This window comes from Sphingopyxis sp. SCN 67-31 (assembly GCF_001725095.1).
In genome coordinates this window covers 28681-52443 of the sequence record NZ_MEFH01000059.1, presented here as the reverse complement: position 1 = coordinate 52443, position 23763 = coordinate 28681, and the positions used below count along the sequence as shown (strand labels likewise).

Here is a 23763-nt window from a genome sequence, read left to right as displayed (position 1 = left end):
CACCTCGCTTATGGCAAAGCGGGGCGGCTTCGCCTAAAGCGCGCTCATCCGATTCCCTCGAAACCCAGCGGGAGACGCGCCATGCGCATCGCCATTGCATCCGACCATGCCGCATATGAGCTGAAGGCCCTGCTGGCGGAATGGCTGCGCGGCGAGGGGCACGAGGTTGCCGACCTCGGCACCAACGGGCCGGAATCGGTCGATTATCCCGATTATGGCTACGCTCTCGCCGATGCGGTCGCGACCGGCGGCGCGGAGCGCGGTGTCGCGCTGTGCGGGTCGGGCATCGGCATCTCGATCTCGGTCAATCGCAACCCGGCGTGCCGCTGTGCGCTCGTTTCCGAACCGCTGTCGGCCAGGCTCGCACGCGAGCATAATGACGCGAACGTCATCGCGATGGGCGCGCGGCTGACCGGCATCGACATGGCGAAGGCGTGCCTGACCGCCTTCCTGTCCACCGATTTCGCCGGCGACCGCCACGCGCGCCGCGTCGACAAGCTTTCCAACCCGCAACTGGAGACCAGCCGATGACCACAGACACGCTCGACAAGCCCATCAAATCGGCCGGTTATTTCACCGACAGCGTCGGCACGACCGATCCCGCGGTCGCGGCGGCGATGCAGCACGAGCTGGAACGCGAACGCTATCAGATCGAACTGATCGCGTCCGAGAACATCGTTTCCAAGGCGGTGCTCGAGGCGCAGGGATCGGTCTTCACCAACAAATATGCCGAAGGCTATCCGGGCCGCCGCTATTATCAGGGCTGCGGTCCGTCGGACGAGGTCGAGACGCTGGCGATCGACCGCGCGAAGCAGCTTTTCGACTGCAATTTCGCCAACGTCCAGCCGCATTCGGGCGCGCAAGCGAACGGTGCGGTGATGCTGGCGCTGACCAAGCCGGGCGCGACGATCCTCGGCATGAGCCTCGACGCCGGCGGCCACCTGACGCACGGCGCCGCGCCGGCGCTGTCGGGCAAATGGTTCAACGCCATCCAATATGGCGTGCGCGCCGACGATCATCTCGTCGATTTCGACCAGGTCGAACGCCTTGCCAAGGAGCATCGGCCGGCGCTGATCATCGCGGGCGGTTCGGCCTATCCGCGCACGCTCGACTTCGCGCGCTTCCGCGCCGTCGCCGACGATGTCGGCGCGCTGCTGATGGTCGACATGGCGCATTTCGCGGGCCTCGTCGCGGGCGGCGCGCACCCGTCGCCGATGGAACATGCGCATGTCGTCACCACGACGACGCACAAGACGCTGCGCGGCCCGCGCGGCGGCATGGTGCTGACCAATGACGAAGCGATCGCGAAGCGGATCAACTCGGCGGTCTTCCCGGGCCTGCAGGGCGGCCCGCTGGTGCATGTCATCGCCGCGAAGGCGGTCGCCTTCGGCGAAGCGCTGCGCCCTGAGTTCAAGACCTACGCCAGGGCGACGATCGCCAACGCGCAGGCGTTGGCGAACCGGCTGAAGGCGCGGGGCGCCGATATCGTCGCGGGCGGCACCGACACGCACCTCGCGCTGATCGACCTGCGTCCGCTCGGCATCACCGGCCGCGACGCCGACGAAGCGCTCGAGCGCAGCGCGATCACCTGCAACAAGAATGGCGTCCCCTTCGACCCGCTGCCGCCGGTCAAGACCAGCGGCATCCGCGTCGGATCGCCCGCCGGCACGACGCGCGGCTTCGGCATCGCCGAGTTCGAGGCGATCGGCGACATGGTCGCCGACGTGCTCGAAGCGCTGCGCGACAAGGGCGAGCAGGGCGACGCCGATGTCGAGGCCGACGTCCGCGCGCGCGTCCGCGCCCTGTGCGAACGCTTCCCCATCTATCAGGGATAGGATGATGGCGCGCCAGCACCCCGAGGAGCCGACGCTGGTCGAACTGACGATCGAAGAGGTCAAGGCGATGGGCCGGCAGGGGATGGACCATCCCTCGACGCGCCCGGTGCTGACCGGCGGGGCGATCGGCGCGGTCGCCGGGGCGCTGCTGCCCGTCGTGAGCTGGCCGGTCGGCCTGCTCGCGGGGGCGGCGATCGCGCTCTATGGCCGGGTGAAACGCTGAGCGATGCGCTGTCCCTATTGCGGCCATGAAGACAGCCAGGTGAAGGACAGCCGTCCGACCGAGGACGGCGCCGCGATCCGCCGCCGCCGCCAGTGCGAGGACTGCGGCGCGCGCTTCACCACCTTCGAGCGCATCCAGCTTCGCGAGGTTGCGGTGCTCAAGGCAGGCGGCAGCCGCGAACCCTTCGACCGCGAGAAGCTGATGCGCAGCGTCCAGATCGCGTGCCGCAAGCGCCCGATCGACGGCGCGCGCATCGAGCGGCTGGTATCGGGCATCCAGCGCCAGCTCGAAACATCGGGCGAGAATGAGGTGAAGGCCTCGCAGATCGGCGCGATGGTGATGGAGGCGCTGAAAGGCTTCGACAGCGTCGCCTATATCCGCTTCGCCAGCGTCTATCGCGATTTCACCGAAGCGAAGGATTTCGAAGAATTCGCCTCGACGATCAACGAAGCAGCGCACAAGGGCGGCTCGTGACCAAGGCGCCCGTCCCGGTTATCGTCCTCGTCCGTCCGCAGCTCGGTGAGAATATCGGCACCGTGGCGCGCGCGATGCTCAACTTCGGGCTGACCGAACTCCGCCTCGTCGCCCCGCGCGACGGCTGGCCCAATCCGGCCGCCGGCCCCGCGGCGTCGGGCGCCGACGTCGTGCTTGCCAACGCCCGGGTCTTCGACACACTCGCCGATGCGGTCGCCGACTGCACTCACGTCTACGCCACGACCGTGCGCAAGCGCGGCGTCACCAAGCCGGTGCTGACGCCCGAAGCCGCCGCGACGCGGGTTCATGCCACGTCCGATCGCTCAGCCTATGTCTTCGGCCCCGAACGGTCGGGGCTCGACAGCGACGATGTCGCGCTCGCGCACAACATCGTCACGGTGCCGATCAATCCTGCTTTCGGATCGCTGAATCTGGCGCAGGCGGTGATCCTGATCGCCTATGAATGGTCGAAGGGCGAAGCGCTCGCGAGCCCGCCCGAGGCGCCGCTCGATCCTCCTGCTCCGCATCGGGAACTGGAGGATCTGATCGATCACCTCGTCCGCGATCTCGATGCGGCAGGCTATTTCTTTCCGCCCGAACGCACCACCGCGACGCTGCGCACGCTTCGCACCGCGCTGACCAAGGCGGGATGGTCGCACAACGATATCAGGATGATGCACGGCATCGTTACGACGCTGGGGAAAGCGCGGAAATCGGCTCGCGGCGGCGATAATTAGGCGCGCAGATCGTCCCAGCGGTCGAACTCGTGCGCGATCGACTGTTCGACCAGTTCGTTCCACACCGCCCGGATGCGCGCCGCGTCGAGCCCCGCCGCTTCGGCCGCGCGTCCGACATTGTCGAGCACCTGCGCCTTGCGCGGCTCGTCGCGGACCGCGCCGCGCTCGGCCTTGATCCGCGCCGCCGCGTCCATATAGCCGAAACGGCGCGCCAGCAGCGCGACCAGTTCGCGGTCGACCTGGTCGACCCCTTCGCGCACCTCAATCATCGTCTGGCATTGTTCGGGCGGTTTGGCTGTCATGTGCGTCGCCTTTAGCGGCTTTTTCGGCGCTGTCGAGCGGGTCGCCACACTTGACTCGGACACACGCTCCGTCTAACGGCGCGCCTTCGCAATGGACCCCGCACCCCGGTGAAGCGGCGGTCGCGCAGGAAGGCTTTCCTGTGGTGCGATCCGGGACACAAGCCGAAATTCCTCGGCACACAGCAGATTGGAGACGACCGATGTCGAAGCGCCATAGCGCCAAGTACAAACTCGACCGCCGCATGGGCGAGAATATCTGGGGCCGCCCGAAGAGCCCGGTCAACCGCCGCGAATACGGCCCCGGCCAGCATGGCCAGCGCCGCAAGGGCAAGATGTCCGACTATGGCATCCAGCTTCGCGCCAAGCAGAAGCTGAAGGGTTACTACGGCGACATCACCGAAAAGCAGTTCAAGAAGAACTATATCGAAGCCGCGCGAATGAAGGGCGATACGAGCCAGAATCTGATCGGCCTGCTCGAACGCCGCCTCGACGCGATCGTCTACCGCGCCAAGTTCGCGCCGACGATCTTCTCGGCCCGCCAGCTCGTCAGCCACGGCCACGTCTATGTGAACGGCGTGAAGTGCAACATCGCGAGCCGCCTCGTGAAGCCGGGCGACGAAGTCACGCTGGGCAAGAAGGCGCAGGAAATGGCGCTGGTCGCCGAAGCGCAGAGCCTGCCCGAGCGCGACCTGCCCGAATATGTCGCGGTCGACGGCACGAAGGCAACCTTCGTCCGCGTCCCCGCGCTCGACGAAGTGCCCTATCCGGTGAAGATGGAACCGAACCTGGTCGTCGAATTCTATTCGCGCTGATCGGTCCGGATCACGAAATCAAAGAGGCGGTCCGGCAACGGGCCGCCTCTTTTCGTTTCAATGCGGCAGGAAGGCTGCAATGCGCGTGAGCATCTCGGTCCGGTTCTTGCTGTCAGACAAACTGTGCGCCAGCCCCGGATATTCGATGAGTTCCACCCGGCCGCCCGCGGCCGTGAGCGCGCGCTTCATCGCCCGCGATTGTTCGATGTCGACATTCTGGTCGAACGTGCCATGCACCATCAGCACGGGCACCCGGATCGCAGCGGCGTTTCGCAGCGGCGACCCTTCGCGGACGTGCGGCCCGGACCCGATGTAGTCGCGCACGATGCGCTCCGAAGTGTATTTCTTGCTGTCGTTCTTCAGCATTTCGAGATCGGTAACGGGCGCGATCGCGATGATGGCCTTGAATAGGCCGGGATCGACGACGCCCGATTGCAGCGCCGCATATCCACCATAGGACCAGCCGACGATCGACAGGCGGGCGGGATCGGCGCCCTGCGACAGCAGCCAGCGGCCCGCATCGTCGATGTCGCCGATCGCGGTCCGCCACGACTGGAAACCATTGATCACGAACCATTCGTCGCCATAGCCGGCCGAACCGCGAAAATTGGGCTGCACGACGGCGAAACCCTTGTGCGCGAGATATTGCGCGAGCCAGTCGAAGCCCCATTCATCGCGCGCAGATGGGCCGCCATGCGGCATGACGATGGCGGGAAGCCCTTTCGCGTCGCTGCGCCCCGGCGGGAGCGTCAGATAGCCGGGGATCGACGTGCCGTCGGCCGAAGCATAGCGGATCGGACGAACGGGAGAGAGAGTGACATCCGCCAGCAGCGGTCGCTCATCGAGCAACGGACGCAGTTCCTTGGCGGCAGGCGTATAGCGATAATAGCGTCCGGCGTCGGTGTCCGACCCCACCCACAGCAACCAATGCTTTTCGTCGGCCGACGCATCAATAAAATTGACCTGCTTGTCGCCGAGCGCGCGCGCCAGCGCCTGGGCCATCGCCTCCACCTTGGGATCGGTCACGACCATCTGGCGCTTTTCGGTGGCGAAAGTCACGCCGACAACGCGCTGATCGCGGCCCACGCGAACCAGCCCGTCAACATCAACATGCGGATGCGCGAAGAGGGTTTCGGTGGTCCCCGATCCATCGAGTCGCCTGGCGACCGCCGCGCGGCGCCCGTCGACCTTGTCGAAACCGATGGCACGATCGGTCGCAGCATCGACGGTATAGGGATCGAACCCGTCCGACGTCAGCACGTCGACCGTCGACAGCGGCTGCCAGTTGCCGCCGGCGGCAGGTTGGAAAAGATAGGTAAGCGTGCGGCTCAGATTATCGGTCCGCCCCTTAATCGGATGCGTCCCCATGATACGCAGACGCCCCTTGCCGTCGGTGATGAATTCGACGGCATCGGGGTGCGGCTTTTCAACCACGCGCACGCTGCCCGACTGCACGTCGACTCGGTCGACTCCCAGCCCCTCCGCATCCTTTGTAATCAACGAGGATGTATAGCGGTTGACCTCCGGAACATGGCTGCGCGTCATCAGGATCGAATCCTCCTGATCGGGCAGCCAGTCGATGACGCCTCCGCCCCGCAGATCATAGCCCAGTGCGTTGCGTCCGCGGCGAACGCTCAGCGATTTCGGATTGCGACCGTCGGCATCGACTCCGACGATGTTGCTGAACCCCAGCAACTCGTCGCCATATTTCTGCACACCGCCGACCTGGCAGATGAGCCGCCGGTCGTTGGCCCAGCGACACCAATATAACCATTCGGGATCACCGCTCGACCGCAATATACGCCGAGGCGCACTGTTATCGGCGATGTCGACGACATAGAGGTCATTCGCCTGCCCCTTGTTGGGTGCGATAAACGCCAGCCGCTGTCCATCGGGCGACAGGCTGGCCTGCATGACGCCGGGAAGCGTTCCGAAGCGCCGCGCCGCATCGTCCTCCTGTGCTGACGCCAATCCGCAAAATGGTGCCATCGCCGCGACCGCAACACCGCACGCCAGCACCCGCCTACGCTTCAGACCTGTCATCTTTTGCCCCCATTTTTTGCCCCCGCCAAATGCGCGCCCCCATGCTCCGCCCGCCCTCCAAAAGGGGGCGAAAACGAGAGCGGCATGGCAGACTCCCTTCATGGGTCCTGCTGCCGGGCATCGTCAAGCCACCCTGTTCATGTGCGGGCTCCACGCCCTTGCATCGGTCCGACCGGGCTGCCAAAAGACGCCCTTCGTCGATTTTCGAGAAGGAATTTCCATGCCCCGCACCTCTCTGGTCGCGCTTTCGGTCACGGCGCTGCTCGCCGTTGCCGGGTGCAGCGCTCCCGACAAGGCGGCTTCTTCCGCCCTGCCCGACGTGCAGTTTCCCGAACTGTCGCTCCAGACGCTTCAGGATGCGACGAAGGAATTGTCGTCGGACGCCTATGAAGGACGCGCGCCGGGCACCGCGGGCGAGGAGAAGACGCTCACCTATCTGATCAAGCAGTTCGAGGCGGCGGGGCTGAAGCCCGGAAACGACGGCAAGTGGACGCAGGACGTGCCGCTGGTCGAGATCACCGCGAAGAATGCGACGCCGCTGACCTTCACCGGCGGAAAGATGCCGGTAACGCTGCAATATGCGAAGGATTATGTCGCGTTCAGCTATCGCGTCCAGCCGAAGACCGAGGTCAAGGACAGCGATGTCGTCTTCGTCGGCTATGGCATCAACGCCCCCGAAAAGGGGTGGAACGACTATGCCGGGCTCGACGTCAAGGGAAAGACGGTCGTCATCCTCGTCAACGATCCCGACTGGCAGACGAAGGAAGCCAAGGGCGAATTCAACGGCCGTGCGATGACCTATTACGGCCGCTGGACCTATAAATATGAGGAAGCGGCGCGGCAGGGCGCGGCCGCGGCGCTGATCGTCCACGATACCGAACCCGCCGCTTATGGCTGGAACGTCGTCGAATCGAGCAACACCGGCACCCAGTATCTGGCCGACAGCCAGAACGGCGGCGCCGACCAGACCGCCGCCAACGGCTGGATCCAACTCGGCAAGGCGAAGGAATTGTTCGCGAGCGCCGGGCAGGATTTCGACAAGCTGCGCGAAGCCGCGGGCAAGAAGGGCTTCAAGGCGGTTCCGCTGACCGGGGTCAAGGCCTCGCTGGGCTTCGACAACGCCATCACCAAGAAATTGTCGCACAATGTGGTCGGCATCCTGCCGGGCGCCAAGCGGCCCGACGAATATGTGCTCTATACCGCGCATTGGGATCATCTCGGCCGCTGCACGCCAGTGAACGGCGACGGCATCTGTAACGGCGCGGTCGACAATGCGACCGGCACCGCGGCGCTGATCACGCTCGCGCAGGCCTATCAGAAGGCCGGGGCACCCGACCGCAGCGTCGTCTTCGTCGCCGTCACGGCCGAGGAATCGGGGCTGCTCGGATCCGAATATTATGCCGCCAATCCGATCTTCCCGCTCGCCCAGACGGTCGGCGGGGTGAACATGGATGCGCTGAATCCCAACGGCCCCGCCAAGGACATCGTCGTCGTCGGGCGCGGCAAGTCGGAACTCGATACCTATCTCGAAAAGATCGCCAAGGCGGCGAACGTCACGATCGTCGACGAACCGACGCCGGAAAAGGGCTTCTATTACCGGTCCGACCATTTCAGCTTCGCCAAGCGCGGCGTGCCCTTCTTCAACTTCGGCGCCGGCCAGGATCTGGTCGAGGGCGGCACCGACGCCGGCAAGAAGGCATCGGAGGATTATGAGAAGAACCGCTATCACGCCCCCGCCGACGAATATGCGGCGATCAAGAACTGGGACGGCATGCTCGCCGATCTCAAGCTCTTCTATGCCGCCGGCCGCATGCTCGCATCGACCGACGCCTGGCCGAACTGGGTGAAGGGCGACGAGTTCCGCGCCGCGCGCGACAAGTCGCGCCCGGCGAAGTAGGCCGGAGTCCGCTCCTCGTCATGGCGAGGGGCGACGCGGCACGGTAATCTCCGGCTGCCGTCCCGAAAGGGGCGCCGGCTGGAGATTGCTTCGCCCTGCTCGCCATGGCGGAGCGGGAAACAAGGGATCGAGAGCAGACATGACGTTGCGCATGGCCGCCGAATGGGCGCCGCACGAAGCGGTGTGGATCGGCTTTCCGCACCTCGACGCAGAGTGGGCGGGCCGGATCGACGCCGCGCGCCGCGATGTCGCGGCGTTCGCCAATGCGGTCCACGACGGCGGCCGGGGCGAAGAGGTGCGGCTGGTCGTCAACGACGAGCGCCAGGCCGAGGTCGCGGCGGCGCTCGTCGATCCGGCGGTGCGCATCCTCGTCCAGCCGCTCGGCGACATCTGGCTGCGCGATACCGGCCCGATCGTCGCCGGAACCGGCGCGGCGCGGCGAGCGCGAAACTTCGAATTCAACTGGTGGGGCGAGAAATTCGTCATGCCCGGCGATCAGGAGGTCGGCGCCGCGCTCGCGCGTGCAGGCGGACTGCCGGTCGACGATCAGGACTGGGTGCTCGAAGGCGGCGGCATCGACGTCGACGGCACCGGCCTTTGCGTCACGACCGAGGAATGCCTGCTCAACACGAACCGCAACCCGACGCTGACGCGCGAGGATATCGCGGTGCGGCTTCACCAGTCGCTCGGCATCGAGCGGCTGCTATGGCTGGGCAATGGACTGATCGGCGACCATACCGACGGGCATGTCGACAATCTGGCGCGCTTCGTCGGCGAGGGGCGGCTGGCGATTCCGGCGGCGGCGGATAACGATGACCCCAATGCCGCGGTGTTTGCCGACGCGCGCGCGCGCGCCGCGGCGTTCGGTGGGATCGAGATTGTCGACCTGCCCTCGCCCGGCCGCGTCGAAATCGACGGCGACCTTGCGGCGGCGAGTTATATGAATTTCTATATCGGCAACAGCGTGGTAGTCGTCCCGACCTATGGCGCGGCGAACGACCGGGTGGCGGTCGACACGATCGGCGCGCTGTTCCCCGATCGCCGCACGGTCGGGATCGATGCGCGCGGGATCATCGTCGGCGGCGGCAGCTTCCATTGCTCGAGCCAGCAGCTTCCGGCCTAGCATCGGGCGCAAAGCCCCCTATATTCCGGCTCGTTTCGAGCCCATCACGGATCCGCCATGCCCCGCACCCTCACCGTCGCCGCGCTGCAGCTTCCCCTGCCCGGCCCCGTCGAACCCAATATCGCGGCCGTGTCGACACTGGTCGAAGAGGCTGCGGCGCAGGGCGCGCAGGTCATCCTGCCGCCCGAACTGTTCGAAGGCCCCTATTTCTGCCAGGTCGAGGAAGAGGAATTGTTCGCCGACGCGCGGCCGACCGCCGAGCACCCGAGCGTCGTCGCGATGCAGGCGCTCGCCGCGCGACTCGGCGTCGCTATCCCGACCAGCTTCTTCGAGAAGGACGGACCGCATTACTACAACACGCTCGCGATGATCGGCCCCGATGGCGCCATCATGGGAACGTACCGCAAGAGCCACATTCCCGACGGCCCCGGCTATGAAGAGAAATATTATTTCCGCCCCGGCAACACGGGGTTCAAGGTCTGGGACCTGTTCGGCACGCGGATCGGCGTCGGCGTCTGCTGGGACCAATGGTATCCCGAATGCGCGCGCGCGATGGCGCTGATGGGCGCCGAACTGCTTTTCTATCCGACCGCGATCGGAACGGAGCCCTATGACCCCGACCTCGACACGAGCCAGATGTGGCGCCGCGCGATGCAGGGGCATGCGGTTTCGAACTGCATGCCGGTGATCGCCGCCAACCGCATCGGCACCGAGGGCGAATCCGATTTCTATGGCCACAGCTTCATCAGCGACGAGTGGGGCAATTTGTCCAAGGCGTTCGGAGCGGCTGAAACGGGTGTGCTGATCGAGTCGATCGACCTCGACCGCGCCGCTAAGCATCGGGCAGGAATGGGTTTCTTCCGCGATCGCCGCCCGCAGCTCTATGGCCGGCTGGTCGAGGACGTCTGACCCTCGCTCCATTGCGTCCGCGACGGACCGATGGTACCTTTAAATCATGAATTCTTGCGATGCCTGCGTCGTCCGCAACCGGTCGATATGCGCTGCGCTCGACTCCGTCGAGGTCGAGGCGCTCAACGCGATCGGTCGTCGCCGCACGCTGGAGCCGGGAGAGTCGTTGATCTGGGAGGACAGCGAGTCCGTCCTCGTCGCCAACGTCGTCGAAGGCGTGCTCAAATTGTCCACCGGTACCGAGGACGGGCGCGAGCAGATCGTCGGCGTCGTCTATCCTTCGGACTTCATCGGCCGGCCGTTCGGCGCCACGACGCCGCATTCGGTGACGGCGATGACCGAAGCGAAGGTCTGCGTCTTTTCGCGCACCGATTTCGATGGCTTCGCGAGCCGCCACCCCGCGCTTGAACACAAGCTGCTCCAGCGCACGCTGACCGAACTCGACCGGACGCGGCGCTGGATGCTGCTGCTCGGACGCAAGAATGCCGAGGAACGGGTCGCGACCTTCCTGCTCGACATGTCGGAACGGCTCGTCGATCCGGGCTGCGACACGCCCGACCAGCCGCTCGACCGGTTCGACCTGCCCTTCTCGCGCCAGCAGGTGGGCGATATATTGGGGCTGACGATCGAGACCGTCAGCCGTCAGTTCACCAAGCTGAAGCGCGACGGAATCGTCGACCTGCCATCGCGCCGCGCGGTCGTCATTCGCGACCGCGCGGAGCTGAAGGCGCTCGCCGGCTGATCAAAAGCGCAGGGCGACCCCGGCGCTGATCACCCACGGGTCGAGCTGGTGGCGCGTTTCCAGCACCTTCGTGGTGCCGGCGAACCAGCGCGCATTGGTGTCGATGAAATAGCGCTTGGCATCGAGGCTGACCGCAAGCCCGGTGTCATTCACCGGAATATCGACGCCCGCCTGCAGAGCGAAGCCGAGTTCGTTCGACATGTCGAAGCGCGTCGCGCCGAGCGTGCGCGTCGCGGCGCCGGGCTTTTCCTTGAAGAACAGGAAATAGGCCGGCCCCGCCCCGACATAGGGCGACACGCCGCCGGGATTGAAATGATATTTGACCGTGACGGTCGCGGGCACCAGCTTTGCGTTGGACACCAGTTCGGCGCCAGGAAGCCCCGCGGTTCCGTCGACGTCATGCTGCGTCATGCAGCAGATGGTTTCGACCGACACGGCGGGCGAGACGAAATATTCGATCGCCAGCGTCGGGACGACATTGTCGTTCGCGCTGGTCTGCGTGCCCGCGGGGAGGCCGATCAGGTCGGTGCGCACCTTGTCGATCTTGCCGTCGGGCAGCACGCCCGTCGCCAGCAGCTTGACCTGCAACCGGCCCTGCCCTTCCTGAGCATGGGCGGGCTGGACGGCCGCGGCGAAGGCAGCGGTTGCCAGCAGGAGGGGAAGCTTACGCATGGATAGTCTCCGTGCGCCATAGCGGCCGCCCTTCGCGGCCCAGGGTGATTATGGCGCGGCGGCCTGCTGCGCCGCTTCACGACCCGCGACATTGATCCTGCGCAAAAAGGGTTCCGCCCCGCCGAAGCGGCGCGAAATATTGGTCGTTCCCGGCTTGATAATTGATCCGGATCAATGTTTCACCGACAGGCGGGGCGCAGGGCGGCCCCGTTCAGTAGGGGTAAGATTCATGGACAAAGTCGTAGCGCGCGGCGGCATCTGGATCGCCGTGATGCTGGTGGCCCTGGTGGCCGCGGCCACCGCGAAGGACGCCGGCTTCTCGATCCACATGACGATCGTCGCCTTCACGGCACTGGTCATCATGGCGATCGGCGTCTCCAAGGCGGATTACAGCACGATCGCGCGCGGCGTCCTGCGGATGCCGTCGGGCGAGACAACCTATGACGACGATCCGGTGCGCTGGGGCGTGCTCGCGACCGTCTTCTGGGGCATCGTCGGTTTCCTGGTCGGCCTCTACATCGCCCTGCAGCTTGCCTTTCCGGCGCTGAACCTCGGCCTTGAATACACGACCTTCGGGCGGCTGCGGCCGCTGCATACCTCTGCGGTCGTCTTCGCCTTCGGCGGCAACGCGCTGATCGCAACGAGCTTCTACGTCGTGCAACGCACCTGCCGTGCGCGGCTGGCCTTCCCCGGGATCGCCCGCTTCGTCTTCTGGGGCTATCAGATGTTCCTGGTGCTCGCGGCGAGCGGCTATGTCCTCGGCATCACGCAGTCGCGCGAATATGCCGAGCCCGAATGGTATGTCGACCTGTGGCTGACGATCGTCTGGGTCCTCTATGGCGCGGTGTTCGTCGGCACGCTGCTGAAGCGCAAGGAGCCGCATATCTATGTGGCGAACTGGTTCTACCTGTCGTTCATCATCACCATCGCGATGCTGCACATCCTCAACAATCTGGCGGTGCCGGTGTCGTGGACGGGATCGCTGTCCTACTCGGCCTTCTCCGGCGTGCAGGATGCGCTGGTCCAGTGGTGGTACGGGCACAATGCGGTCGCCTTCTTCCTGACCGTGCCCTTCCTCGCGATGATGTATTATTTCGTGCCCAAGCAGGCGCAGCGGCCGATCTACAGCTATCGCCTGTCGATCCTGCACTTCTGGTCGCTGATCTTCCTCTACATCTGGGCGGGCCCGCACCACCTGCACTATACCGCGCTGCCCGACTGGGCGCAGACGCTGGGCATGGTCTTCTCCGTCATCCTGTGGATGCCGAGCTGGGGCGGCATGATCAACGGGCTGATGACGCTGAACGGCGCGTGGGACAAGGTACGCACCGACCCGATCATCCGCATGATGGTCGTCGCCCTCGCCTTCTATGGCATGGCGACGTTCGAGGGCCCGATGCTGAGCGTCAAGGTCGTCAACTCGCTGTCGCACTATACCGACTGGACGATCGGCCATGTCCACGCCGGCGCACTCGGCTGGAACGGGATGATCACCTTCGCCGCGGTCTACTACCTCGTTCCGCGGCTGTGGAACCGCGAGCGGCTCTATAGCCTGCGCATGGTCAACTGGCACTTCTGGCTCGCGACGCTGGGGATCGTCTTCTATGCCTCGGCCATGTGGGTTGCCGGCGTGACCCAGGGGCTGATGTGGCGCGAATATGGCGCCGACGGCTATCTGGTGAACAGCTTCGTCGACACGGTCGCCGCGCTGCACCCGATGTATCTGCTCCGCGCGTTCGGCGGCGTGCTCTACCTCGCGGGCGGCGTGCTGATGGTCGTCAACGTCTGGCGCACGATCCAGGGTCGCCAGCGCGAGGAGGCCCCGATGTCCTCCGCTCCCTATGACGCGGCCGCCGATCGCCCGATCGCGCCCGCCCCGGCCGAATAAGGATAGTCGCCATGGCCAGTGTCACCCAACATCACAAGAAGCTGGAACGCAACGTCACCCTGCTCGGCGTCTTCGCCTTCATCGCGGTGGCGATCGGCGGCATCGTCGAGATCGCACCGCTGTTCTGGATCGACAACACGATCGAGAAGGTGAAGGGGATGCGTCCCTATACGCCGCTCGAACAGGCGGGGCGCGACATCTATGTCCGCGAGGGCTGCTATACCTGCCACAGCCAGATGATCCGTCCGTTCCGCGACGAGGTCGAGCGCTATGGCCACTACAGCCTCGCCGCGGAAAGCATGTACGACCACCCGTTCCAGTGGGGGTCGAAGCGCACCGGGCCCGACCTTGCGCGCGTCGGCGGCCGCTATTCGGACGAATGGCACGTCCAGCACCTCAAGGACCCGCGGTCTGTCGTGCCCGAAAGCATCATGCCGCCCTACGCCTTCCTCGCCGAGAAGGAACTGAAGGTCGGCGACCCCGCCGCGCGGCTGGAAGCGCTGCGCAAGGTCGGCGTGCCCTATACGAAGGCCGACATCGAGCAGGCCGAAGCCGACCTGCGCGCGCAGGCCGACCCCGATGCCGACGCCGGCGACCTCGCGAAGCGCTATCCCAAGGCGCAGATTCGCGATTTCGACGGCAACCCCGGCCGCGTCACCGAGATGGATGCGCTGGTCGCTTATCTCCAGATGCTCGGCACGCTGGTCGACGTGAACAGCGCGGCGGCGCAGGAAGAGCTGGCGTCGGAGAAGGGCCGATGAACGATCATTCGACCTATGAAACGCTGCGCCACCTCGCCGACAGCTGGGGGCTGCTCGCGATGCTGGTCGTGTTCGTGATCCTGTGCGCATGGCCCTTCCGGCCCGGCGCCCGGTCGCGCAATCAGGAAGCCGCCGAGGCGATTTTCAAGGACGACAAAGATGGCGAATGACAAGCTCGCATCCGGTAGCCGCCTGGACGAAGCGACGGGCACGCAGACCGTCGGCCACGAATGGGACGGCATCGAGGAACTCGACACGCCGATGCCGCGCTGGTGGCTCTGGGCCTTTTACGCCACGATCGTCTGGGGCATCGCCTATGTGATCGCCTATCCCGCCTGGCCGATGATCGATCGCGCGACCGAGGGCGTGCTCGGCTGGTCGAGCCGCGGACAACTCGCGACCGAGATCGCGGAACAGGACAAGGCGCGCGCCGCGACCGTCGCGGCGCTCGCCGACATGCCGATCGAGAAACTGCCCGACGATCCGGCGCTGATGCGCGCCGCCGTTGCGGGCGGACGCGCCGCCTTCAAGGTCAATTGCGTCCAGTGCCACGGTGCCGGCGCGGCGGGTTCGATCGGCTATCCGAACCTCAACGACGACGACTGGCTGTGGGGCGGCAACCTGAAGGAGATCGAATATACGATCATCCATGGCACGCGCCAGCCGGGCGGCAAGGATACGCACACCAGCCTGATGCCTGCCTTCGGCCGCGACCAGATGCTGACCGACGGACAGATTTCGGCGGTCGCCGACCATGTGCTGAGCCTGTCGGGCCGGGCAAAACCGAATGCGACCGGCGCACAGATCTTCGCCGACAATTGCGCGGCGTGCCACGGCGCCGACGGCAAGGGCGATCGCCAGTTCGGCGCCCCCAACCTGGCCGACGCCATATGGCTTTATGGCGGATCGAAGGCGCAGGTCGTGCAGCAGATCAGCAACGCGCGGCTCGGCGTGATGCCCGCGTGGGGCGGACGGCTCGATCCGGTGACGATCAAGATGCTGGCGGCCTATGTCCATTCGCTGGGAGGCGGCGAAGCCTTTGCGGCCACCGCTGCGGCGCCCGGCGAAACCGCCGCGGCGCAGGCCGGCGCGGTGCCGCAAGAGGCGGGCGATGTCCGGCCCTGACCCCCTGTCCGTACTCGCGGCGGACGCCGCGGCGCTGCGTGCATCGTCCCGCAAGCAACGCACGCCGCCACCGCCGCCCGAGAACGAGCCGCAGCTCTACGAAAAGCGCCGGGGCGTCTACCCGCAGAAGGTGCAAGGCCCGTTCCGCCGCTTCAAATGGCTGGTGATGTTCGTCACCCTGGGCATTTACTACATCACACCATGGATCCGCTGGGACCGCGGCCCCTATGCGCCCGATCAGGCGGTGCTCGTCGATCTCGCGCATCGCCGCTTCTACATGTTCGGGATCGAGATATGGCCGCACGAATTCTATTTCGTCGCCGGCATGCTGATCATGGCCGGCATCGGCCTGTTCCTCGTCACCAGTGCCGTCGGGCGCGCCTGGTGCGGCTATAGCTGCCCGCAGACCGTCTGGACCGACCTGTTCCAGCATGTCGACCGCCTGATCGACGGCGACCGCAACGCGCAGATCCGGCTGGCCAACGGGCCGTGGACCGCCGAGAAGATCGCGAAGCGCGCGATCAAATGGACGATCTATCTGGTCATCAGCTTCTGGACCGGCGGCGCATGGATCATGTATTTCGCCGATGCACCGACGCTGACGCGCGACTTCTGGGCCGGCGACGCCGCGCCCGTCGCCTACGCGACCGTCGCCATCCTGACCGCGACGACCTTCACCCTCGGCGGTTTCATGCGCGAGCAGGTGTGCATATACATGTGCCCGTGGCCGCGCATCCAGACCGCGATGCTCGACGAGAAATCGCTGATCGTCACCTACAAGGACTGGCGCGGGGAGCCGCGCGGCAGCGTCAAGAAGGCGGCGAAGGACCCGGGGGCGTTCGGCGACTGCATCGATTGCAACCAGTGCGTCGCGGTCTGCCCGACCGGAATCGACATTCGCGAGGGGCCGCAGATCGGCTGCATCACCTGCGCATTGTGCATCGACGCGTGCGACCGGGTGATGGGCGAGATCGGGCGGCCGCGCGGACTGATCGACTATGCGACGCTCGACGACTGCAAGCGTGAGGCAGCCGGCGAAACGCCGCGTCCGGCGTGGAAGACGCTGCTGCGTCCGCGCACCATCGTCTATTTCCTCGCCTGGTGCGGGATCGGCCTCGGGCTGCTGTTCCTGCTCGGCGCGCGGACGCGCACCGACATTTCGGTCGCGCCCGACCGCAACCCGCCCTTCATGCTGCTCAGCGACGGCAGCGTCCGCAACGCCTACACGATCAAGCTGCGCAACATGGAAAGCCGTCCGCGCGACATGGCGATCACGATCGACGGCGTCCGGGGCGCCATGATGTGGACCGACGAGATGGACCGCGCCGACGCGGCGCAGTCGCTGACCCTGACCGTCCCCGCCGACGCGACCCAGCCGCTGCGCCTCTATGTCGTCGCACCGCGCGACACGCCGGCGCAGGCGATCACCTTCGCCGTCCGTTCGCTCGACGAGCGCGGCGAGCGGGACAGCAGCGAAACGCGCTTCGAAGCGCCGGAGGTCAATCCATGAACCGCCCCTTCACCGGCCGCCACATGGCGCTCGTCCTCGTCGGCTTCTTCGGCACGATCATCGCGGTCAACGTCGTCATGGCGCGCTATGCCGCCTCGACCTTCGGCGGCATCGTGGTCGAGAACAGCTATGTCGCGAGCCAGCATTTCAACAAGTGGCTCGACGATGCGGAGGCGGAGCGCGCGCTCGGCTGGGACGCGGTGACCGCGTGGCGCCCCGACGGCCGGCTGCTCGTGACACTGAAAGGACCGGGTGCGGAGGCCAGCGTGGCCGGCGTCGCGCGTCATCCGCTCGGCCGCCTGCCCGACCGGGCGCTCCGCTTCGAGGCGATCGGCGAGGGCCGCTATCTGTCGCACGAAACCGTTCCGGAGGGCCGGTGGACGCTGCGCCTCGCGGTCGCCGACGGCGCACAACGCTGGCGCCGCGAAGAAGCACTGCAATGAGCGCACAGCCGCGCCCCGACGTCGCGCCGCTGCGCACCGTGCTCGCGGTGCCGGGGATGCATTGCGCCGGTTGCATGAGCAAGGTCGAACGCGGGCTGAGCACTCTGCCCGGCGTTTCGGGCGCACGCGTCAACCTGTCGGCGCGCACGGTGACCGTCGCGCACGGCGACCGCGTCGAGGAACGCGATCTGGTCGATGCACTTGCAGTGCTGGGGTTCGAGGCGCAGCCGCGCCGCGACGAACTCGCACCCAATCTGTCGGCGGTGAAGCCGCTGCTCGCCCCGTTCGCGGTCGCGGGCTTCGCCGCGATGAACGTCATGCTGCTGTCGGTCAGCATCTGGTCGGGCGCCGACGGCGCGACGCGATCGCTGTTCCACTGGATTTCGGCGGCGATCGCGATCCCCGCGGTCGCCTACGCCGGACGCCCCTTCTTCGCCTCGGCATGGCGCGTGCTGCGGCACGGGCGCACCAACATGGACGTGCCGATCTCGATCGGCGTCCTGATCGCTACCGGCCTCAGCTTCTACGAGACCGCCGTCGGCGGCGAGCATGCGTGGTTCGACGGCGTGCTGATGCTACTGACCTTCCTGCTCGCGGGGCGGGTGCTCGACGCGATGATGCGCGACAAGGCGCGCGCCGGTGTCGATGCGCTGATCCGCCAGGCGGCGCAGGGCGCGACGGTGGTCGCCGCAGACGGCACGCTGGCATGGCGCAAGGCCGACGAGCTCGCCGCCGGCATGGTGATGCGCGTCGCGGCGGGCGAACGGCTCGCCGCCGACGGAGAGATCGTCGCGGGTCAGAGCCGCTTCGACCAGTCGCTGCTGACCGGCGAAAGTGCGCCGATCGCGCTGCATCGCGGCGATGCCGCGCTCGCGGGCACGCTCAACCTCGACGCGCCGGTCGACGTGCGCGTCAGCCATGCCGGGCAGGACACGACGCTCGCCGAGATCGCGCGGCTGATGGAAGCCTCGACGCAGAGCCGGTCGCGCTACGTCCGCATCGCCGACCGGGCATCGCGCCTCTATGCGCCCGCGGTCCACACGCTCGCCGCCGTCTCGGTGATCGGCTGGCTGATCGGGGGGGCGAGCCTGTACGAGGCGCTGGTCATCGGCGTCGCGGTGCTGATCATCACCTGTCCCTGCGCGCTCGGCCTTGCGGTGCCGGTGGCGCAGGTCGTGGCGAGCGGCGCGCTGATGCGGGCGGGGCTGATGGTCAAGGACGGCTCGGCGCTCGAACGGCTTGCGACCATCGACCGCGCGCTGCTCGACAAGACGGGAACGCTGACGCTGGGGCGCCTGACGCCCGATCCGGCCGCGCTCGATGCGCTGCCGCCGACCGAGGCCGGAATCGCGCTCGCGCTGGCGTCGCACAGCCGCCACCCGCTGTCGCGCGCGCTGGCCGGTGCGCTTGCGGCCCGCGGCGTCCGCGCCGCTAGCCTGTGGGGCGTCGAGGAGCGACCCGGCGAAGGCGTGTTCGCGCATCATGACGATGGCGCGGTGGCCTTGCGCCGCCCCGAACAGGCGACCGGCACCGCCGTGGTGCTCGACATAGACGGCGCCCCCGCCCGGCTGATCGTCTGCAGCGACCGGCTGCGTCCCGATGCGGCGGAAGCACTCGCCGGACTGCGCGCGCTCGGCGTCGAATGCTCGATCCTGTCGGGCGACAACATCGCCGCGGTCGCCGAGGTTGCGCGCGAGACCGGCCTGACGGCGCAGGCGAGCGCGACGCCCGCCGACAAGCAGGCGGCGATCGCCCGGCTGCGCGCCTCCGGACACCATGTGCTGATGGTCGGCGACGGGCTCAACGACGGCCCGGCGCTCGCCGCCGCCGACGCCTCGATCGCGCCGGGCACGGCCAGCGATGTCGGATTGCAGGCGTCCGACCTCGTCTTCGTGCAGGATTCTTTGATCGCCCTGCCCCGCGCCGTGCGCGCATCGCGCGCGACGATGCGCATCGTGCGGCAGAATTTCGCGCTGGCGATCCTCTACAACGTCTTCGCGGTGCCGCTCGCCATCGCGGGGCTGGTGACGCCGCTGATCGCCGCGCTGGCGATGTCGATCAGTTCGCTGATCGTCGTCGGCAATTCGCTGCGTCTGGCGAGGGTCGCGCGATGACCGGCCTTGCTATCCTGATTCCCGCGGCGCTCGCGCTCGGCCTGCTCGGCCTCGGCGCCTTCTTCTGGGCGCTTCGGAACGGCCAGTTCGACGATCCCGACGGCTCTGCGGCGCGCATCCTGATCGACGAGGAAGACATATGACGCCCAGCCCGCTGCTCTTCGCGCTGTCGGCGCTGATCCCGGCGATGACCGGGCCGTTGCCGGGCACGTCGCAGCGAATGCTGGCGGTCATGCTTTGCGGCGGCGGCGCGACGTCGGTGCCGCTCGGCGGCCAGGCGCCGTCGGGCGACACGCCCGCGCCCTGCTGCGCGAAGGGGTGCCACAACAGCCGTTCGCGCAAGCAAATTGACCGGGCGCAATGACAGCCCGCCCGTCTTCGGCGACAAGCGCCTGCATGTGGCCCTATCATCCCGATCTGCTCGCAACGCCGGTCCCGCGCTACACCAGCTTTCCGACGGCGGCGGAGTTCACCCCCGACGTCGGTCCCGACCGGTTCGCCGAAGCGGTCGCCACCGCGACCGGCGACGTCTCGCTCTATCTCCATATCCCCTATTGCGAGCATATCTGCTGGTATTGCGGCTGCAACACGGGCGCCGCCAACAAGGCGCAGCGGCTGACCAGCTATCTGACCGCGCTGCACCGCGAGATCGCACTGGTCGCCGGATTGCTGCCCGCGAGCACGCGGGTGCGCCGCATCGCCTTTGGCGGCGGCAGTCCGAATGCGATCGCGCCGACCGATTTCATCCACCTGATGGAAGCGTTGGTCATCCATTTCCCGCTCGACGATCCGACCATCTCGATCGAACTCGATCCGCGTGCGATGTCGCCGACTTGGGGCGATGTCGTCGCGGGGGTCGGCGCGACGCAGGCCAGCCTCGGCGTCCAGACCTTCGCCCCGCATCTGCAGGCCGCGATAGGCCGCATCCAGCCGGTCGAGACGATCGAGGCGAGCGTCGAGACATTGCGCGGCGGCGGCATCCGATCGCTCAACTTCGACCTGATGTACGGACTGCCGGGGCAGACGCAGGACGATCTGGCCGATACGCTCGACCGCACGGTGCGCTTCGGTGCCGACCGCATCGCGCTGTTCGGCTATGCCCACGTCCCGCACCTGATCCCGCGCCAGCGGCGCATCGACGACAGCGCGCTGCCAGGGCAAGCCGAGCGGTTCCGCATGGCGGCGCTCGGCCATCGGACGCTGGTCGAGGCGGGTTATGTCCCGATCGGTTTCGATCATTTCGCCCTGCCCGACGATCCGATCGCGCAGGCGGCGCGCGCCGGGCGGCTGCGGCGCAATTTCCAGGGCTTCACCGACGACGGCGCGCCGGCGCTGATCGGTCTCGGCGCGTCGGCGATCAGCAGCTTTCCCTCGCTGCTCGCGCAGAATGAAAAGAATTCGGGGCGTTATCGCATGCTGTTGTCGCACGACATCCTGCCCATCGCGCTCGGCAAGGCGCGCGACATCGAGGATCGCCGGCGCGGCGCTGTCATCAGCGAATTGCTCTGCCACGGGCGGGCCCGGGCCGACAAGCCGCTGGTCGACGAGGCGTGGGAACGGCTGGCACCCTATGTCGAGGCCGGGCTGTGCACGTTCGACCATGGCGCGGTCGCGATTCCGCCCGAGGGTCTGCCCTACGCCCGAAGCATCGCGGCGGCCTTCGACCCCTATCGCCAGCATTCGCCACGCCGGTTCAGCTCGGCGGTCTAAGTCGGGTTTCGACGCGCTACCTCATCCGTTCGTCATGCTGAACTCGTTTCAGCATCCATTTTCTGCCGTTCGTGCTGACTCCGGATCACGTCGGCGTTTATACCCTTGAGACAAGAACGCCGGTGATCCCCGGCGAAAGCCGGGGTCCAGCTACGTGCGCCTGCCTCGCATTGACCCCGGCTTTCGCCGGGGAACGCTCACCTGTCGGAAGGAGATGATTGCCGACCTGATCCTGGGGAAGCACCGTCCCTTTTGTTGCGGCGCCAAAAAAAGGACCGCCCCCTTCGACTGCCTTGCATACGCTCAGGACAGGCTTCGACAAGCTCAGGGCAACGGTTCAGATTTAGAGCAGCGTGCCATAAACCCGCAACGCCCCTATATCCGTTCGTATCGAGCGCAGTCGAGACACCCATCGGCCTTGCGCCACGCTGATGGGTGTCTCGACTGCGCTCGACACGAACTGGACGATGGGTCAGATTTAAGGCTCGATGCTCTGACAATCACGAAAAAGCTGGTACGGGTGGCCGGACTCGAACCGGCATTCTGTTGCCAGAGGCGGATTTTGAATCCGCTGCGTCTACCAATTCCGCCACACCCGCACGGCGACCGCCCGGCGGGCCGATCGACAGATTCGCCCCTATAAGGATGCGCGCGGGGGATGGCCATAGCCTATCGTTGGCCCCGCGACGCCTCGGCCGGCGCGCCGTATGTCCCTATTTCTTAAGTTCGCGCGCCAGCGTCTTTTCGGTCGCCTTGCCATAGGGCGGCTTGAAGCCCGCCAGCCCCGCGACATCGAACTTGGGCTGACGATAGACGGCACGCGCGTGGCTGAAGGTGCGGAAGCCATCGACCCCGTGGTAATTGCCCATCCCCGACGGTCCGACCCCGCCGAAGGGCAGATCCTCCATCGCGTTGTGGAACAGCACGTCGTTGACGGTGACGCCGCCCGAGATGGTGCGGGTGAGCACGCGCTCCTCCTCGCTCCGGTCCTGGCCGAAATAATAGAGGCCGAGCGGACGGTCGTGCGCATTCACATAGTCGATGGCATCGTCGATCGTCCGATAGGTGCGCACCGGCAGGATCGGGCCGAAAATCTCTTCCTGCATCACCTTCATCTCGTCGGTCGCGCCGCGGACGATGTGGAGCGGCATCTTGTGGCCGTTCGAACTGGCGAAATCCTCGTTCCCCGGGTTGACCTCGATCACCTCGGCGCCCTTGTCGCGCGCATCGGCAAGGTAGGATTGCAGCCGGTCGTAATTGCGCGTGTTGACGACCGAGGTGTAGTCGTCGTTGGCGAGCAGGGTCGGATAGAGCGCGGCCGCCCCCTTGGCGACGCCGTCGATCACCGCCGCCTCCTGATCGTCGGGAACGAGCAGATAGTCGGGCGCGAGGCAGATCTGTCCGGCGTTCATCAGCTTGCCCATCGCGACGCGCTGTCCCGCCAGGTCCTTGTTCGCGCTGCGCCCGATGAAGGTCGGCGACTTGCCCCCGAGTTCGAGCGTCACCGGCACCAGATTTTCGGCGGCGGCGCGCATGATGTGCCGTCCGACGCTCGTCGCGCCGGTGAAGATCAGATGGTCGAAGGCGAGCTTCGAGAAGGCGATGCCGACCTCCGCATCGCCGGTGAACACCGCCATCTCGCTTTCGTCGAAATAGTCGGGAACGAGCCGCGCCATCAGCGTCGAGACATTCTCGGTGAACTCGCTCGGCTTGATCATCGCGCGATTGCCCGCGGCGAGGATGCCGGCCATCGGCACGAACACCATGCCGATCGGGAAGTTCCACGGGCTCACGACGCCGACGACGCCCTTGGGCTGGTACATGACCTCGGCCTTCGCGCCGAGCAGGCCGAGCGGGAAGGTCGGCTTGCGCTTCTCCCCCCTCGCCCAGTTCGCGAGATGCTTCTTCGCATGCTTGAGCGCGCTGACCGAGGGCATGATGTCGGTCATCAGCGTCTGCTCGCGGCTGCGATGGCCGAAATCCTCGCTGACCGCCTTGGCGAAATCCTCCGCATGATCGACGAGCAGCGCGATGGCGCGATCGATGCGGTCGCGGCGCACCGCGAGGCTTTCGGGCATGGCGGCGGTGAAGCTCGCCTTCTGCGCGGCGAGGACCTGCTGCATGCGGGCGGCTTCGCCGGCGATATCCTGCTTGATGGCGGTGGCCATGACCGTCTCCCCTATGACTTGCGGGCGGCAATTGACCATGCCGCGCGGCGGGTTGCAAGATGAAACCCGCCTGACGCGCGCCCGACCGAACGTAAGGTCGGAAAACCGCGAACTTTACGCTGAAATTCAGGTTACGGGCGCTTTGCTCCAGCGCCAGTAAGCGGCTTAAAGCCACAAAGTCCCGCAAGCGCGGCATGAAGATGATGATTGAAGACCGATCTCGGACTTCGCCGAGCCCCTCTTTCGCAAGTGCAGCATTTCCGCTAGACCGGCTT

24 protein-coding genes and 1 tRNA gene are annotated in these 23763 nt (G+C 66.5%); 20 read left to right on the top strand and 5 right to left on the bottom strand.

The genetic code is table 11. The annotated features are described in order from the left end of the window. Window positions 1-81 precede the first annotated feature (81 nt). From rpiB to ABS88_RS11335, 5 genes are read left to right on the top strand one after another with little or no spacing between them, the layout of a single operon-like run. Window positions 82-531: a ribose 5-phosphate isomerase B gene (rpiB, locus tag ABS88_RS11355; protein WP_067107737.1), complete on the top strand. Its 450-nt coding sequence runs from the start codon at window positions 82-84 to the stop codon at window positions 529-531. Then, entirely contained in the window at window positions 528-1835 is a 1308-nt protein-coding gene (gene glyA, locus ABS88_RS11350) for a serine hydroxymethyltransferase (RefSeq protein WP_286749816.1), read from the top strand. The genes rpiB and glyA overlap by 4 nt, the downstream gene beginning before the upstream one ends. 4 nt (window positions 1836-1839) lie before the next feature. Next, window positions 1840-2058: a hypothetical protein gene (locus ABS88_RS11345; RefSeq protein ID WP_076077890.1), complete on the top strand. Its 219-nt coding sequence runs from the start codon at window positions 1840-1842 to the stop codon at window positions 2056-2058. 3 nt (window positions 2059-2061) lie between these two features. Next, entirely contained in the window at window positions 2062-2532 is a 471-nt protein-coding gene (nrdR, locus tag ABS88_RS11340; RefSeq protein WP_067107743.1) for a transcriptional regulator NrdR, read from the top strand. Further along, window positions 2529-3269 carry an RNA methyltransferase gene (locus ABS88_RS11335; RefSeq protein WP_286749815.1) on the top strand — a complete coding sequence of 247 codons (741 nt, stop codon included), beginning with the start codon at window positions 2529-2531 and terminating at the stop codon, window positions 3267-3269. Before nrdR ends, ABS88_RS11335 begins: the two co-directional genes overlap by 4 nt. Here ABS88_RS11335 and ABS88_RS11330 read toward each other — a convergent pair. Beyond that, entirely contained in the window at window positions 3266-3571 is a 306-nt protein-coding gene (locus ABS88_RS11330) for a chorismate mutase (RefSeq protein ID WP_067107749.1), read from the bottom strand. The two genes, ABS88_RS11335 and ABS88_RS11330, sit on opposite strands and share 4 nt — an antisense overlap. A 200-nt stretch (window positions 3572-3771) precedes the next feature. Between ABS88_RS11330 and rpsD the strand changes: the two genes are divergently transcribed. Next, window positions 3772-4383, top strand: a complete 612-nt coding sequence (gene rpsD / locus ABS88_RS11325) for a 30S ribosomal protein S4 (protein ID WP_067107752.1) — start codon at window positions 3772-3774, stop codon at window positions 4381-4383. 57 nt (window positions 4384-4440) lie between these two features. Here rpsD and ABS88_RS11320 read toward each other — a convergent pair whose 3' ends face one another. After that, window positions 4441-6426, bottom strand: a complete 1986-nt coding sequence (locus ABS88_RS11320; RefSeq protein WP_286749814.1) for a S9 family peptidase — start codon at window positions 6424-6426, stop codon at window positions 4441-4443. A gap of 220 nt (window positions 6427-6646) precedes the next feature. Here ABS88_RS11320 and ABS88_RS11315 point away from each other — a divergent pair, with 220 nt between their 5' ends. The 4 genes from ABS88_RS11315 to ABS88_RS11300 all read left to right on the top strand — a co-directional run bounded on the left by ABS88_RS11315 (window position 6647) and on the right by ABS88_RS11300 (window position 11097). Continuing rightward, window positions 6647-8323: a M28 family metallopeptidase gene (locus tag ABS88_RS11315; RefSeq protein ID WP_286749813.1), complete on the top strand. Its 1677-nt coding sequence runs from the start codon at window positions 6647-6649 to the stop codon at window positions 8321-8323. Between the two features lie 139 nt (window positions 8324-8462). Next, window positions 8463-9446 carry an agmatine deiminase family protein gene (locus tag ABS88_RS11310; protein ID WP_286749812.1) on the top strand — a complete coding sequence of 328 codons (984 nt, stop codon included), beginning with the start codon at window positions 8463-8465 and terminating at the stop codon, window positions 9444-9446. Between the two features lie 57 nt (window positions 9447-9503). Next, window positions 9504-10355: an N-carbamoylputrescine amidase gene (aguB, locus tag ABS88_RS11305; protein ID WP_286749811.1), complete on the top strand. Its 852-nt coding sequence runs from the start codon at window positions 9504-9506 to the stop codon at window positions 10353-10355. A 46-nt stretch (window positions 10356-10401) separates the two neighbouring features. Beyond that, entirely contained in the window at window positions 10402-11097 is a 696-nt protein-coding gene (locus ABS88_RS11300; protein WP_067107764.1) for a Crp/Fnr family transcriptional regulator, read from the top strand. Here ABS88_RS11300 and ABS88_RS11295 read toward each other — a convergent pair whose 3' ends face one another. After that, window positions 11098-11769 (bottom strand): OmpW/AlkL family protein, encoded by a 672-nt coding sequence (locus tag ABS88_RS11295; RefSeq protein ID WP_067107767.1) that lies wholly within the window; start codon window positions 11767-11769, stop codon window positions 11098-11100. A gap of 229 nt (window positions 11770-11998) precedes the next feature. Here ABS88_RS11295 and ccoN point away from each other — a divergent pair, with 229 nt between their 5' ends. From ccoN to hemN, 10 genes are read left to right on the top strand one after another with little or no spacing between them, the layout of a single operon-like run. Next, complete coding sequence (gene ccoN, locus ABS88_RS11290) at window positions 11999-13657, top strand: cytochrome-c oxidase, cbb3-type subunit I (protein ID WP_067107770.1); 1659 nt, start codon at window positions 11999-12001, stop codon at window positions 13655-13657. 11 nt (window positions 13658-13668) lie between these two features. Next, window positions 13669-14418 carry a cytochrome-c oxidase, cbb3-type subunit II gene (gene ccoO / locus ABS88_RS11285; protein ID WP_067107773.1) on the top strand — a complete coding sequence of 250 codons (750 nt, stop codon included), beginning with the start codon at window positions 13669-13671 and terminating at the stop codon, window positions 14416-14418. After that, window positions 14415-14588: a cbb3-type cytochrome c oxidase subunit 3 gene (locus ABS88_RS11280; protein WP_067107775.1), complete on the top strand. Its 174-nt coding sequence runs from the start codon at window positions 14415-14417 to the stop codon at window positions 14586-14588. Before ccoO ends, ABS88_RS11280 begins: the two co-directional genes overlap by 4 nt. Continuing rightward, entirely contained in the window at window positions 14578-15543 is a 966-nt protein-coding gene (ccoP, locus tag ABS88_RS11275) for a cytochrome-c oxidase, cbb3-type subunit III (protein WP_067107778.1), read from the top strand. The genes ABS88_RS11280 and ccoP overlap by 11 nt, the downstream gene beginning before the upstream one ends. After that, the gene (ccoG, locus tag ABS88_RS11270; protein WP_286749806.1) at window positions 15530-17053 is read left to right on the top strand and encodes a cytochrome c oxidase accessory protein CcoG; all 1524 of its coding nucleotides are present in this window, start codon (window positions 15530-15532) and stop codon (window positions 17051-17053) included. Before ccoP ends, ccoG begins: the two co-directional genes overlap by 14 nt. Then, window positions 17050-17496 (top strand): FixH family protein, encoded by a 447-nt coding sequence (locus ABS88_RS11265; protein ID WP_212597264.1) that lies wholly within the window; start codon window positions 17050-17052, stop codon window positions 17494-17496. Before ccoG ends, ABS88_RS11265 begins: the two co-directional genes overlap by 4 nt. Further along, on the top strand, window positions 17493-19610 hold the full coding sequence (locus ABS88_RS11260; protein WP_286749803.1) for a heavy metal translocating P-type ATPase: 2118 nt from the start codon (window positions 17493-17495) through the stop codon (window positions 19608-19610). Before ABS88_RS11265 ends, ABS88_RS11260 begins: the two co-directional genes overlap by 4 nt. Then, window positions 19607-19753, top strand: a complete 147-nt coding sequence (gene ccoS, locus ABS88_RS11255) for a cbb3-type cytochrome oxidase assembly protein CcoS (RefSeq protein WP_067107787.1) — start codon at window positions 19607-19609, stop codon at window positions 19751-19753. Before ABS88_RS11260 ends, ccoS begins: the two co-directional genes overlap by 4 nt. Continuing rightward, window positions 19750-19974, top strand: a complete 225-nt coding sequence (locus ABS88_RS11250; RefSeq protein WP_067107790.1) for a hypothetical protein — start codon at window positions 19750-19752, stop codon at window positions 19972-19974. The genes ccoS and ABS88_RS11250 overlap by 4 nt, the downstream gene beginning before the upstream one ends. A 32-nt stretch (window positions 19975-20006) precedes the next feature. Further along, a complete protein-coding gene (hemN, locus tag ABS88_RS11245) occupies window positions 20007-21320 on the top strand; it encodes an oxygen-independent coproporphyrinogen III oxidase (RefSeq protein WP_286749799.1) in 1314 nt (437 codons plus the stop codon). Between the two features lie 512 nt (window positions 21321-21832). On the opposite strand, the gene ABS88_RS11240 is transcribed toward hemN, so the two are convergent. Both ABS88_RS11240 and ABS88_RS11235 read right to left on the bottom strand, forming a co-directional pair. Then, window positions 21833-21919 (bottom strand) — tRNA-Leu (locus ABS88_RS11240). A 114-nt stretch (window positions 21920-22033) separates the two neighbouring features. Continuing rightward, a complete protein-coding gene (locus ABS88_RS11235; protein WP_067110038.1) occupies window positions 22034-23488 on the bottom strand; it encodes a coniferyl aldehyde dehydrogenase in 1455 nt (484 codons plus the stop codon). Between the last annotated feature and the right edge of the window lie 275 nt (window positions 23489-23763).

What these genes read in the sequence shown, in the direction of transcription:
- rpiB (WP_067107737.1), top strand. Translation starts at nt 82, where the DNA reads ATGCGCATCGCCATTGCATCCGACCATGCCGCATATGAGCTGAAGGCC.
- glyA (WP_286749816.1), top strand. Translation starts at nt 528, where the DNA reads ATGACCACAGACACGCTCGACAAGCCCATCAAATCGGCCGGTTATTTC.
- ABS88_RS11345 (WP_076077890.1), top strand. Translation starts at nt 1,840, where the DNA reads ATGGCGCGCCAGCACCCCGAGGAGCCGACGCTGGTCGAACTGACGATC.
- nrdR (WP_067107743.1), top strand. Translation starts at nt 2,062, where the DNA reads ATGCGCTGTCCCTATTGCGGCCATGAAGACAGCCAGGTGAAGGACAGC.
- ABS88_RS11330 (WP_067107749.1), bottom strand. Translation starts at nt 3,571, where the DNA reads ATGACAGCCAAACCGCCCGAACAATGCCAGACGATGATTGAGGTGCGC.
- rpsD (WP_067107752.1), top strand. Translation starts at nt 3,772, where the DNA reads ATGTCGAAGCGCCATAGCGCCAAGTACAAACTCGACCGCCGCATGGGC.
- ABS88_RS11320 (WP_286749814.1), bottom strand. Translation starts at nt 6,426, where the DNA reads ATGACAGGTCTGAAGCGTAGGCGGGTGCTGGCGTGCGGTGTTGCGGTC.
- ABS88_RS11315 (WP_286749813.1), top strand. Translation starts at nt 6,647, where the DNA reads ATGCCCCGCACCTCTCTGGTCGCGCTTTCGGTCACGGCGCTGCTCGCC.
- ABS88_RS11310 (WP_286749812.1), top strand. Translation starts at nt 8,463, where the DNA reads ATGACGTTGCGCATGGCCGCCGAATGGGCGCCGCACGAAGCGGTGTGG.
- aguB (WP_286749811.1), top strand. Translation starts at nt 9,504, where the DNA reads ATGCCCCGCACCCTCACCGTCGCCGCGCTGCAGCTTCCCCTGCCCGGC.
- ABS88_RS11300 (WP_067107764.1), top strand. Translation starts at nt 10,402, where the DNA reads ATGAATTCTTGCGATGCCTGCGTCGTCCGCAACCGGTCGATATGCGCT.
- ABS88_RS11295 (WP_067107767.1), bottom strand. Translation starts at nt 11,769, where the DNA reads ATGCGTAAGCTTCCCCTCCTGCTGGCAACCGCTGCCTTCGCCGCGGCC.
- ccoN (WP_067107770.1), top strand. Translation starts at nt 11,999, where the DNA reads ATGGACAAAGTCGTAGCGCGCGGCGGCATCTGGATCGCCGTGATGCTG.
- ccoO (WP_067107773.1), top strand. Translation starts at nt 13,669, where the DNA reads ATGGCCAGTGTCACCCAACATCACAAGAAGCTGGAACGCAACGTCACC.
- ABS88_RS11280 (WP_067107775.1), top strand. Translation starts at nt 14,415, where the DNA reads ATGAACGATCATTCGACCTATGAAACGCTGCGCCACCTCGCCGACAGC.
- ccoP (WP_067107778.1), top strand. Translation starts at nt 14,578, where the DNA reads ATGGCGAATGACAAGCTCGCATCCGGTAGCCGCCTGGACGAAGCGACG.
- ccoG (WP_286749806.1), top strand. Translation starts at nt 15,530, where the DNA reads ATGTCCGGCCCTGACCCCCTGTCCGTACTCGCGGCGGACGCCGCGGCG.
- ABS88_RS11265 (WP_212597264.1), top strand. Translation starts at nt 17,050, where the DNA reads ATGAACCGCCCCTTCACCGGCCGCCACATGGCGCTCGTCCTCGTCGGC.
- ABS88_RS11260 (WP_286749803.1), top strand. Translation starts at nt 17,493, where the DNA reads ATGAGCGCACAGCCGCGCCCCGACGTCGCGCCGCTGCGCACCGTGCTC.
- ccoS (WP_067107787.1), top strand. Translation starts at nt 19,607, where the DNA reads ATGACCGGCCTTGCTATCCTGATTCCCGCGGCGCTCGCGCTCGGCCTG.
- ABS88_RS11250 (WP_067107790.1), top strand. Translation starts at nt 19,750, where the DNA reads ATGACGCCCAGCCCGCTGCTCTTCGCGCTGTCGGCGCTGATCCCGGCG.
- hemN (WP_286749799.1), top strand. Translation starts at nt 20,007, where the DNA reads ATGTGGCCCTATCATCCCGATCTGCTCGCAACGCCGGTCCCGCGCTAC.
- ABS88_RS11235 (WP_067110038.1), bottom strand. Translation starts at nt 23,488, where the DNA reads ATGGCCACCGCCATCAAGCAGGATATCGCCGGCGAAGCCGCCCGCATG.